Consider the following 12,155-nt stretch of genomic DNA (forward strand, 5'->3'; position numbering starts at 1 on the left):
CCAAACCAAAGCAATCGTATTCAATTCGATGTCGCAGTCAACTCAGGCGGAGGATTCGTATGAAGCATAGGGTTTCGCGGCGGGCATTCTTGCAAGGAAGTGCAGCAGCAGCCGGTGGCTTGCTGATTTCGAAGACGGTGCAACTCGAAGCCCAGCCATTTCCACGATCCATGGCGCCGAGCGATCGCGTGCGATTTGGCATGATCGGAATCGGAATGCAAGGTTCCGGCCTGCTGGCCGGGGCGATTACGATTCCCGGCGTAGAGTGCGTGGGCGCGGCCGATCTCTATGACGGGCGACACACGCTGGCCAGGGAGATCACCGCCAATCCCAGCTTGCCCGCCTCGCGGCACTATCAGGAATTGCTCGATCGCAAAGATATCGACTGCATCGTGGCCGCCGTGCCGGACCATTGGCATCGGCGCGTTGTGGTCGATGCCTGCAACGCGGGCAAGGATATTTATTGCGAGAAGCCGATGTCGCACAATGTGGCCGATGGCCTAGCTATGGTGGAGGCCGCGCAGAAAAATAATCGCGTGGTGCAGATTGGCTCGCAGCGCGTGAGTTCCGTGCTCTGTGCCAAGGCCCATGAACTCTATACCGGCGGAGCGATCGGCGACATCGAGATGGTCGAACTCACGCTCGGGCGTAATGATCCCACCGGCGCGTGGGAATATCCGCCGCCGCCCGATCTTTCTCCGGAGACGCTCGACTGGGACACGTGGCTGAACGACGCTCCCAAGGTTCCGTTCAACAAGTACCATTTCGCACGCTGGCGCTGTTGGAGAAACTATGGCACAGGCGTTGCCGGCGATTTGATGGTGCACTTGATCAGCGGAATGCTGGTCACGCTGGGATGGAATGAAGTTCCCAAGTCGGCGACTGCGATGGGCGGCATTTTCCGCTTCAAAGATGGGCGCGACATGCCGGACTTTCATACGGTGCTGTTCGATTACCACGGAATTCCTGTGTACGTACGCCTCGACCTGGGGGCCGAAACACCGGAACTGGCGCGGTTTATGGGGCCAAAGGGACTGCTCGATGCAGCCGAAAACGATCTACGCTATTCTCCACAGACGGGCATCGACATGGATCCGAGCTACTACAGCTTCAGCTTCCCGGCAAAGATGCGCGAGGAATATGTGAAACAGTGGCATGCGGAACACGATCCGCCACTGGGAAAAGAACCCCTCCACGAAGACACAGTTTACAAGGGCCACGACTGGGATGATATGCGGCCGCACTTGAATGTGTTCTTCCAGTCGGTGAAGTCGCGCAAGCCGGTAACCGAAGACGCGGTTTTCGGCAACCATGCGGCTGTCGCATGCCACATGGCGAACGAGTCCTATTTCCGGCAGAAGCCGGTCACCTGGGACGAAGCTTCGAAGACGATCAAGTCGTAGCTTTCGTGAAACGATTCGTGAACCGGAGAACAACATGAGCGGGTCGTCGCAGATGAACCGTCGGGCATTTCTGGAAAAATCCGCCGCAGTCATCGCTGGGGGCGTGGTACTGCCGCGCACGGCTTTGTCGTACGACAACATCGCGGGCGCGAACGATCGCATTTCTCTGGGGCATATTGGGATTGGAAGCCGTGGCGGCGATCTCGATTTGATCGCGTCGAAATTGAAATCCAGTCACAACGTTGAGATGACGGCGGTCTGCGACCTCTGGAAGGTAAATCGCGCGAAGGCGGCCGCGACGAATGAAGGCTATTACGGCCGCGCTCCGCGGACCGTGCAGCACGCCGAAGAACTGCTCGCGATGAAGGATGTCGATGCCGTGCTGATCTCAACACCGGAGCATTCGCATTCTCCGCTGTTGAAAATGGCGGTCGAGGCGGGCAAGGATGTGTACGTCGAAAAGCCGATGGGGAACGTATTGAGCGAAGCGAAGGCGGCGCGCGACGCGGTGCTGCAAAGTAAAAGCATTGTGCAGGTCGGTACGCAGCATCGCAGCGAGCCCTACCCGCAGGCGGCGCAAAGAGTCGCGCGCAGCGGCGATCTTGGAGATGTCAGCAAGGTGGAAGTGGTGTGGAATTATCACGGACCGCGATGGCGTGGGCGGCCGGAGGTGAAGCAGATTCGCGAGCAAGACACCGACTGGAGCAAGTGGCTGATGACGAAGCCGGCGCGGCCGTTTGATCCGCAAATGTATTTCGAGTTTCGGCTTTATCGCGACTTCTCCAGCGGCATTCCCGACCAGTGGATGAGCCACGCAATCGACATGGTGCACTGGTTCATGGACGACCACTTTCCCACATCAGTTGTTTCGCAAGGCGGAGTGTTTGCCTGGCACGATGGGCGCGAAACTGCGGACACGTTTCAGACTCTGTTGGAATATCCGAAAGGTTTCCTGGTCAGCTATTCCACCAGTTTTGGCAACGATGCCCCCAGCTTTACCCGCTACATGGGAAAGAAGGCCAGCTTGATCAATCACGGCGGCGAGGGCAGCCCGCGTTATCAGGTGATCGAAGAAAAAGGAACCCACGAAGACGACGCCGACATTGACCAGAAGCGCGAATCCAGATACGTGATGCTGCCGGGAGAGACGAAACTGCCGCCACTGGGTATTGACGACTTATCTTTAGAACACATGGCAAACTGGTTTGAGTGCATCCGATCGCGGCAGCAACCCCACGCTTCAGTGCGTGAAGGATTCTCTCATTCTGTGGCCTGCATGATGGCGGCGCAATCGTATTGGACGGGCAAGAAAGTGTTCTGGGACTCGCAAAGCGAGATGATCGCGGACAGCGAGCCCGCTCGGGCGTAAGGATTCAGGTCGCACCGACTGAGCCGAACGGCGTCCGAGCGGCCACTTCTACATCAACCCGCAGGCGCGCGCATCTCCCAGGCATTGCCCGACTACTCGCGCGTAGTCGGCTATGGCGATTTCAGGATCTGCAATGTCCGGATGCCATAGTTTTTCCCACTCGAAACAGTAGAAGCCTTTATATCCAATCGATCGCAGAGCCTCGATCTGGCGCTGGATCGGGACATTGCCGCGACCGGTGAGCACATACTTACGGTCTTCTCCGGTGCCGACGGAATCTTTCAAATGGGTATGGCGAATCCAGGGGCCCAATTGCTTGACGGTGTATTCCGGATCTTCATTGGAGGTGGCGAAGGTATGGTGCGCGTCCCATAGCAGGGCGACGTGTTCGGAATCGGCCGACTGCAATACGCTCTTCAAAGTCGCCGATGCTGTGAAGTGATCGTGCGATTCGATCATGACAGTTACGTTATGCGGGCCGGCGTATTGCCCGAGCTCGCGCAAGCCGGCGGCGACGCGGGCCTTGATCTCTTCGCTGGGAGCAGAACTCTTATCGGAATCGGCCTTCCCGCCAAACACGCGCACGTATGGCGCTTCGAGCCTTGCCGCGAGATCGATAAAACGCCGGGCATCGGCCAATTGCTTGGCGCGTTTCGCCGGATCCTCAAGGTACATTTGCGCAGAGCTACTGACGTGAGCGATTTTCAAGCCGCTGGCGCGAATTTCTTTCATGGTCTGCTCGATGCGATCGGCGGCGAAGATCGGATGCGAAGGCAAATCCAGGTTGCCTTCGAGACCGCGCAGTTCGATGGCAGCGAATCCGTGCTGCGCGGCGAACTCCAGAATCTTGTTCCACTCCCAAGCCGGGCAACCCAGCGTAGAGAATGCCAGCGGAATCTTGCTGGGTTTTGCGTCTGACGCTTTCGTATCGGCTTTCATCTGGCCCCAGACCAGCGGCGCCAGAGTAGATGAAGAGAGCATCGTCACTGCTTGTCGTAGAAATTGCCTTCGAGTATTCATCTGGATAAATTCTCCCTTCATCCTTCCGGCCAACTGGAAGGCACTTCAACGTACGAGCGATCGAGCGCGTTCACTGAGGCACAGCCGAGCAGTCGCAGCGTGCGCTCCACGTCAGAGCGCAAAATCGACAAAGCCCGCGCCACTCCCGCGGGCCCGGCCGCAGCGAGGCCGTAGGCATAAGCTCGCCCAACCAGAACGGCGCGTGCGCCCAGACAGAGCGCCTTAACGATGTCGCTTCCGCGGCGCACACCGCCATCCATGAGAACTTCGGCCTGACCGTTTACGGCGGCGACCAGTTCAGGAAGCGCTCGCAGGGTGGGAGCAACGGAATCGAGCTGACGGCCTCCATGATTCGACACCACGACCGCCGCCGCGCCTTCGTCGACGGCACGCCTGGCATCGTCGCCCCTTAGCAGTCCCTTGACGATGATCGGTCCGGTCCAGGCCTCGCGGATCCAGCGCAAGTCTTCCCAAGTCACAGTTGCGTCGGCCAGAGCTGCCGCAACATCGACCAGTGGCAATGGACCTTTACCCGGAATCACAACGTTCTCGAGATTAGGCACGCCACCGTCGAGCAGAAATCCGGCCAGCCAGCCGGGATGAATCAGGAAGTTAGGCAGGTAAGGAATTTTCGCGAAGAGAGAATTACTCAACAATTCCTTCATGCCATTGCGCGGATCGCGTTCTCTCAACCCAGCGACAGGCGTATCCACAGTGATCACCAACGCGGAAAATCCCGCGCGGCGAGCCCGGTCGATCGAACCCTCAGCCGCCTCGCGTCCACCCATCAGATACAACTGGAAAAAAACCGGACCTTGTGAAGCTGCCTTTACGTTCTCTAGCTTGTGACCGGATATCGTCGAGAGGATATATCCCGTGCCTGCCTTTCCCGCTTCACGCGCTGCGCCCACTTCACCGTCAGGGTGCATCAGGCGACTGTAGCCCACCGGGGCCAGCATGGCAGGAAAAGAAAGTTCGTGACCCAGAACGCGGGTCTTTAAATCGCAATCGCCAACGGCCACTGCGCCGCGCGGACGAAATAGAACGTCGCGAAAGGCGCGGCAGTTTTCCGCCAGAGTAAGCTCGCCCTCAGCGCCGCCATCCAAGTAGTCGAATACCGACTTGGGGAGTCGGCGCTGTGCCATGCGGCGCAGATCCTCGATGTTGACGACTCGCGAAATATTCACGCGTTGAAGATGATAATGCTGACGACGTACAAGGTCCAAATAGAAAGATGTCGGAACTGAAGGACCGATGGTTGACACACGAGCGCACGGGGTGAAACCATGCCGGTTTGTCGCGAGCAAGACTGGCAGCTCGTCGAGACGTTTCGCTGTCGGAGCGCATACGTGAATCGGAACCCGATATTTCGATTGGCCATAGCGATTGCAACGCTACTCGCCACCGCGTCGGCTGCCCCGGTGCATTTGCGTTGCGAGTATCGCGTGAATCCATTGGGCATCGACCAGGTTGCGCCTCATCTCTCCTGGCAAAGCGATAGCGCCGAACGCGACTGGAAACAGGCAGCGTTCCAGATTTCTGTGTCGAGCACACCCGAGCAGTTACGTTCCGACATTGCCGATGTATGGGATAGCGGCAAGATCGTTTCGGATGCATCGGTAGGCATCGTCTACGCGGGACCGGTTCCCCAATCGCGCCGACGCTACTACTGGAAAGTCCGCGTATGGGATACGACAGGACAAGTCTCCGAATCAACTGAGATCGCATGGTGGGAGATGGGCCTGCTTCAGCCCACCGATTGGGCCGCCAAGTGGATTCGCTGGAAAAATCCAGACGATCCGCTCGACGGACAGGGCATTCGCTGGATTTGGGTCAAGGGGCAAGATGCGCTGGCAGCCGTCCCAAAGACAGCCGCGTCTTTTCGAGTCACAGTGCGGCTTTCTGAAAAGCCGCGCGAGGCGGCTCTGTTCGTCGCTGCACGAGGCAGTTTCACCGCCTTGGTTAATGGCCACGAGGTCGGTGGAAAACGGGAGTGGAACGCTTTCGATCGGCGGGAAATTACCGATCCACTGGTCATGGGCAAGAACTTGATCGAAATCAAATTCTCCGCGCCGGATGCACCGCAGTGGGCTCCGAACCAAGGCGCGAAAACCACCATAGCTGCGCTCGCAGGCCTGGTGAAGATCACTTTGCGCAATGGTTCGGTGAAGCGCATCCCTACCGATGGCCACTGGCAGGCCAAGCTCGAAAATTCGAATCGTTGGTACAGCGTCGAAGCCATGAGCGATTTGACGGACAAGCGCCTTGGAGATTCTGGACCCTTGCCGCAGCCGGCGGCATACCTGCGGCGAAATTTCTCAATCGCGAAGAACATTCGCAGCGCGAGACTATACGCGACGGCGCTCGGAAGTTACCGCATCTTCCTGAACGGCAATACCGTTGACCAGAGCGTTCTCACGCCTGAATTTACCGACTACCGCAAACGCGTACTCTACCGGACCTACGATGTCACCACTCAATTGGCGAACGGCGAGAATGCGATTGGAGCGCTGCTCGGAGACGGTTGGTACGGCAGCCCGCTCACGTGGGTAGGAACGCATTTTTTTGCGCCTCCGCTACGCTTTCAGGCTCAGCTAGAGATCAACTATTCCGACGGCAGCCATGAGTCGATTGTGACCGATGGATCATGGAAAGCTGCTGCATCGCCCATCGTTCGATCGGACCTTTACGCCGGTGAAGTCTACGACGCGCGCCTGGAACAGCAGGGATGGGACAAGGCCGGATTCGACGATGCGCGCTGGACTGCCGCGGCCGTTTCCGATGCGCCGCCGATCGCGATTACCAGCCAGATCGACTCGCCGGCTCAAATCGTCGCTACCTTGGCCCCGAAACAAATATCGCAGCCGGCTACCGGCACGTTCATTTTCGACATGGGCCAGAACATGGTGGGATGGGCGAAACTGAAAGTAAACGGTAAAGTGGGGACTCGAGTACGACTGCGCTTTGCCGAGATTCTGAATGCCGACTCGACCATCTACACCGCCAATCTGCGGAATGCGGACGCCACCGATTGGTACATTCTGCGAGGCGGCGGCGAAGAAACTTTTAGCCCACATTTTACTTTCCATGGCTTCCGCTATGTTGAGGTGACCGGCTACCCGGGAACTCCCACACTCGATTCGATTCAAGGCGAAGTGGTTAGCAGCTTGAGCGGAGACCCTGCGGCCAAGCTCACTACTTCGAGCGAACTGGTGAACCGGATGTGGTCGATTGGCATCTGGGGCCAGCGGGGAAATTTCCTGAGCGTGCCTACCGACTGTCCGCAGCGCGATGAACGGCTGGGTTGGATGGGCGACGCGGGAGTCTTCTGGCGGACTGGGACCTACAACTTCGACATCGCTGCATTCTCCCAGAAGTTCGCACAAGACATCGCCGACGCGCAAAATCGGCAAGGCGCATTCTCCAATGTGTCGCCAAACACCATGCCATCCACGATCGACGCGACCGACGATCCTCCAGCAGACAGCGACCGGGTGGGCGCACCAGGCTGGGGCGATGCCGGGGTGATCATTCCATGGACGACGTGGATGCAGTACGGAGACAAGGCCATCATCGAGCAGAATTGGGATGCGATGCAGCGCTGGATGGAATTCATTCAGAGCAGCAATTCCGATTTTTTGCGCAAGAACGGAGATGGTCCTGATTACGCCGATTGGCTCGCGCCCGACGACAGAACTAATAAAGATCTGCTGGCAACCGCATACTGGGCGCTGATCGCGAAAATGATGTCGCAGATGGCACACGGCCTCGGCAAAGATGCCGATGCCAGGCGCTATGACGACCTGGCGCAGAATATTCGCGTTGCGTTTCAGAAGGCGTACATTACAGAAGACGGTGGGGTCGGCACCGGCACGCAAACTTCATATGTGGTTGCTCTCTACACGGGAATGGCGCCTAAACCCCTCGAGCCTCTACTGGTCAAGCGACTGGTCGACGACATTGAGGCGCGAAACTGGCATCTCTCGACCGGATTTCTAGGCACTCCCTTCTTGCTCTTCACCCTCGCCGATCATGGACGAAGTGACGTCGCGTATCGCCTATTGCTGAACTCAGATTATCCCTCTTGGGGCTACATGCTCTCCAAGGGCGCAACCACCTGGTGGGAGCGATGGAACGGGGACACCGGCGATCCGGCAATGAACTCTTACAATCACTACGCATTTGGGTCGGTGATGGCATGGGTCTACCGCGCGGTCGCCGGGATCGACACGGAAACGAATGTGCCGGGCTTTAAGGAGATCGCCATCCGTCCGCATTTGGACGCGCGCATAAACTCGGCGCGCGCGCAGTATGATTCCGTCTACGGCAAGATTATCAGCGACTGGAACGGCACGCCCTCCGGACCATTCTCTCTGCGCGTGACGATACCCGCCAATGCTTCCGCGAAAATCTACTTGCCGGCGATTGCCGGAACGCATGTTACCGTGGATGGAAATGCCGTAAACGTGCAGCCGGAGGACGGATCTCTGCTAGTCCGAGTCGGATCGGGATCCTACACCTTCGAGGTCAAGTGATCCAAAGTTAACGCTCGAAACCAAGCGCTGATCTTCAGTTAAAGTCGGGTTAATGTATGGTTCTTTCGCCCTTTCGCACGGCGGGAGCGCTGGTTGATCCCTGAAACTTCGCCTCGCCAAGCTTCGTAATCCACAGCCCTGAGTGAATGTCGTTGAAGTACATCAAGCTGTTGAGCAATGGGCTGTCGCAAGTCACCGAGCAGGGTTGTCCTCCCCAGGTGAACGGCAGATTCGGCCGGAAGCCTTTGCTGTCGCCGGTCCAGAAGCGGGCAATTTCGCGGCCCTGGCGATAGAGATCGCCACGGAGTTCTCCAGAAATATCGAGAACGCGCGCGCCGCCGCTGTAATAGCCTTCGTACAGCATGTCGTTGGCGGCCCAGAAATTGTGCGATCCGCCTTCCGGCACTTCGTACTGCGCGACCTCCCGCGGATGCTTGATATCGGAAACGTCCATCACGTGGCAGATTGCGCGCACCGGAATGCGATCACGATCCTGAAGATGAAAAATCGCGGGAAACACTTCGTCGCCCACAAACAAATAATTTTTGTAGCGGAACACGCTGTGCGTGCCCGCGAGCCAGCCGTCGCCGTATAGCTCGTAATGGTTGAATCGATACTGGCTCACCAGTTTCGGATTCCCCGGACTGCCGCCTGCCATCCCGTTGCCCACATCGAGGATGATCAATCCATCTCTCCAGTAGGCGAGGTAAGCGAGTCCGTCTTTCACCTGCAAGTCGTGCAGATAACGGCCGCTCGTCATCGACCCCTCTTCTGTGTTTAATGTCACGACGGTCGGGTTCTCGGTTTGCCAGCGAGCGACTTCCCTGGGATGTTTCGCATCCTGAAAATCGATCACGCGCAGCGAGCCCGTGGCATCATCGGTGATGTAAACGTAGTGGCCATCGATGTACGCGCTATGAACCCCGCCGGTCACGGTCGCCGTATATTCGGAAAGAACTTTCAGGTGTGCCGCATCGGAGGTGTCTAGAAAAACGATGCCGTTCTTGCGATTGGAAGCTCCTTCGCGCGTGAACACTCCGATCTTCTCATCCGGCGTTGTGCTGATGTCGTTGATCAGGCGGGCGTCTACCTTGAGCGTGTCGAGCAGTTTGGGATTGGCGGGATCGGAGATGTCGTACGTGAAAAGTTTATCGGCGACGGTGGCCAGATAGGCGTGGTGGCCGATGATCCACTCCTCCGACATCTGCAAGTCCGGCATAGGCACGTGAGCCACGACTTCCAGATCGCGTTCTACATTGCGGGGCCGGACCACCACCGAGATGGCCGCGCTGTGCTGGCCGCTGCTGGCCGTTACTACGTAGGTGCCGGCTTTTTCCGCCACAAAGGCTCCATCCGCGTAAACAGCAGCGCCGTCGCCACTGATCGACCAGCGCACTGGCGGATCTTTCATTGAGGCTCCGCCGGTATCGACCGCGCTGGCCGTGAAGTGAACCACGTCGCCGGTGCGCGCTTCGGCGGACGCGGGTTTCACGGTCAGCTTGCGCACGGCATCGCGCACAACTTCCACTTTGACCGTGCCACTTACCCCGTCAGACGTGGCTTTGATCGTGGCGCTGCCGGGCGCGACTCCAGTCACTAGTCCGGCCGCGTCTACGCCGGCAACCGCCGATTTGTCTGACGTCCACTTGACCACGGCATCTGTTCGGGGCTTGCCGTCGGAGATGCGCGCGATGACGGTAAGCTTTTCCCCGCTGCCCGCGACAACCGGGCGGGCAAGAGGTTCGATCTCAATGCTCGTGATTTTCGAGTTGGCAACGTTGACCGTGGCGTAGCCAGCCTTTCCGGCAATCACCGCCCCTACCGTCACGACTCCCGGTGCATGAAACGTCACTTCGCCCGATTCGTCAGCTCCGGCGAGATCGAATGGCGCGGCGAACCACGCCGAAGGCTTTTCGTCGATGGAATTTCCTGCCGCGTCTTTGGCAGCGGCGCTGAACTTTACTTTCTGCCCTACCTGCACGTCGAGGGTGCCGGGAGTGATGTCCACGCTCGCGGGCGCCACCGAGGTGCTGGGAGTCGATTCCTGCGACTTTGTAGCCGTGTCCTGTGACCATGCGGCCGGCGCCGAAGTCGTAATCATCCCTGCAACGGCTACGACGAGCACTCTGCTTTTGAACATTTTCCCTCTGAACATTTGCCCTCCGGCATGAACATCAATTGTCGAAATTGTGGAGCGCCATCCTACAACGCGCGTTTTCAGCTACGGCTTGCTCGGTTCCATCTTCCAGAAATCAATACCGGCCGCCTGCGGGCCGACGTCGACCGTCGCAACGGTCTTTAAACTGCCCAGGTCGATCACTTCGACCGTGCCCGGTTCGGAGCCAACGCCTTCGACAGAGACGAAAACGTAACGATCGTCCGGCGAAACTACTGCTCCGTGAACGATTTTTCTCTTTGTCGGAATCATGGCTAACTCATGCCCGCTGACGGGATCGAAAATAGAGACAGACTGCCCCCGTTTGTTAGTGGCAATCAACCGCCCGTCTCGAGTCATCGCCAGATTGTAAACGCCGGCGCCCGCGGGAAATCGCCGCAACATCGTCCAGGTATCGGTGCTGATGGCAACAATATCGCTCGATTGATTGCAGGCCACGTAGATGACCGATCCGTCATTCGACGGTTGCGCCCAAGTGGGCGTGCACAAAGGCTTATGCTCGGCCATTCTCATTCCCCCCGCGGAATTGATAGACGGCGGGCCGGTCATTCCCATTTCCTTGCCCGGCGCCAGCATAAAATAACGGTCCACTCCAAGTTTTCTCGCGTCGATCTCGACCAGCATGTCGTCCATCATGCAAACTGAGTAATGCTTGGTGCCCGCATGGTTCAGACGCGACCCATGTGGCATGGTGCACGTTGGGATGCGTTTCACTTCGATCATCTGGTCGGTCGCGACCACCGAAATCGACGACGGAACCATATCGCCATGAAAGTTGGCATTCGCGACATAAATGAAGCTGCCGTCCGGAGTAATGTCGGTTGTGGCCGGGAACATGCCAATGCTCGTGTACTTGATCACGGAGGCGTCGGCTGCCTTGTACTTCCAGACCGATCCCTCTGGCCGGCCGTGTCCCACGGAAACATAGAAATATTGCTTATCCGGAGAAACCGCAATGCCGTGCGGCCCATTCAAATCCATGGGCATCAGTCCGGTATGGGTCTGGTTTTCAATGTGGGCGCCGCCCGGGCCAAAGCGAATCAGGAAAATGGTGTCGGCAGATTCACAGACTACGTAAATCAAGTAATCCTGTGCGGGACGGTCGGCAGGCGCGACAAAAGACGTCTGCGCTGTGCCATTGAAACCGAGGGCCAGCAGAGGGATCAGGAACCCCACCATTCGCGTCAAACGCGATCGGCGATTTCCGTTTTCCCTTTTCCGATCGAACATACCTTTTCCCGTCATGGCTTATCGTCGATCATTACTCGTAAAGCACTCGGCGGTCGGAGAAGTATAACCAAACCGCCCCAGTCGCACCAGCGCGAAGCTGGTCAAGGATTGCACGGAGTTGCAGAGAACTAGGCTGGAAGAAACAAAAGAAGAAAAAATGGTAGGCACGAGGAGACTCGAACTCCTGACCTCTACCGTGTCAAGGTAGCGCTCTAACCAACTGAGCTACGCGCCTACATTACGTTTTCAAGTACTCGTAGCAACCGACGTACGCCGGCTGGGTTATTTGGGTGCATTAGGATTTTACCACGCGGCTTTAGCGTCCGGCTCAGGCTCAGCACACCGCGCGCGGCAACTCAGACGGGTACATCATCCTCAAGAGCGACTTCGTTCACCTGACCAAACAGTAAGTCAGTCGGGCG

At 57.9% G+C, this 12,155-nt stretch carries 7 protein-coding genes and 1 tRNA gene; 3 read left to right on the forward strand and 5 right to left on the reverse strand.

Translation table 11 applies throughout. The features are described from left to right. Positions 1-59 precede the first annotated feature (59 nt). Positions 60-1,403, forward strand: a complete 1,344-nt coding sequence (locus tag VGM18_12710; protein ID HEY3973859.1) for a Gfo/Idh/MocA family oxidoreductase — start codon at positions 60-62, stop codon at positions 1,401-1,403. A 34-nt stretch (positions 1,404-1,437) separates the two neighbouring features. After that, a complete protein-coding gene (locus VGM18_12715; GenBank protein ID HEY3973860.1) occupies positions 1,438-2,772 on the forward strand; it encodes a Gfo/Idh/MocA family oxidoreductase in 1,335 nt (444 codons plus the stop codon). 48 nt (positions 2,773-2,820) lie between these two features. On the opposite strand, the gene VGM18_12720 is transcribed toward VGM18_12715, so the two are convergent. Beyond that, positions 2,821-3,753 (reverse strand): sugar phosphate isomerase/epimerase family protein, encoded by a 933-nt coding sequence (locus VGM18_12720; protein ID HEY3973861.1) that lies wholly within the window; start codon positions 3,751-3,753, stop codon positions 2,821-2,823. A gap of 56 nt (positions 3,754-3,809) precedes the next feature. Next, positions 3,810-4,979 carry an alpha-hydroxy acid oxidase gene (locus VGM18_12725; GenBank protein ID HEY3973862.1) on the reverse strand — a complete coding sequence of 390 codons (1,170 nt, stop codon included), beginning with the start codon at positions 4,977-4,979 and terminating at the stop codon, positions 3,810-3,812. A gap of 186 nt (positions 4,980-5,165) precedes the next feature. Between VGM18_12725 and VGM18_12730 the strand changes: the two genes are divergently transcribed. Further along, positions 5,166-8,327: a family 78 glycoside hydrolase catalytic domain gene (locus tag VGM18_12730; protein HEY3973863.1), complete on the forward strand. Its 3,162-nt coding sequence runs from the start codon at positions 5,166-5,168 to the stop codon at positions 8,325-8,327. Positions 8,328-8,376: 49 nt separating this feature from the next. On the opposite strand, the gene VGM18_12735 is transcribed toward VGM18_12730, so the two are convergent. From VGM18_12735 to VGM18_12745, 3 genes are all read right to left on the reverse strand, one after another. Next, on the reverse strand, positions 8,377-10,467 hold the full coding sequence (locus tag VGM18_12735; GenBank protein HEY3973864.1) for an Ig-like domain-containing protein: 2,091 nt from the start codon (positions 10,465-10,467) through the stop codon (positions 8,377-8,379). A gap of 81 nt (positions 10,468-10,548) precedes the next feature. Then, positions 10,549-11,682, reverse strand: coding sequence for a beta-propeller fold lactonase family protein (locus VGM18_12740; protein HEY3973865.1), 1,134 nt, complete (start codon positions 11,680-11,682; stop codon positions 10,549-10,551). A gap of 209 nt (positions 11,683-11,891) precedes the next feature. Beyond that, positions 11,892-11,968 (reverse strand) — tRNA-Val (locus VGM18_12745). Positions 11,969-12,155 lie beyond the last annotated feature (187 nt).

Origin of the sequence: Candidatus Sulfotelmatobacter sp. (genome assembly GCA_036500765.1) — a bacterium.
Classification (GTDB): domain Bacteria; phylum Acidobacteriota; class Terriglobia; order Terriglobales; family Acidobacteriaceae; genus Sulfotelmatobacter.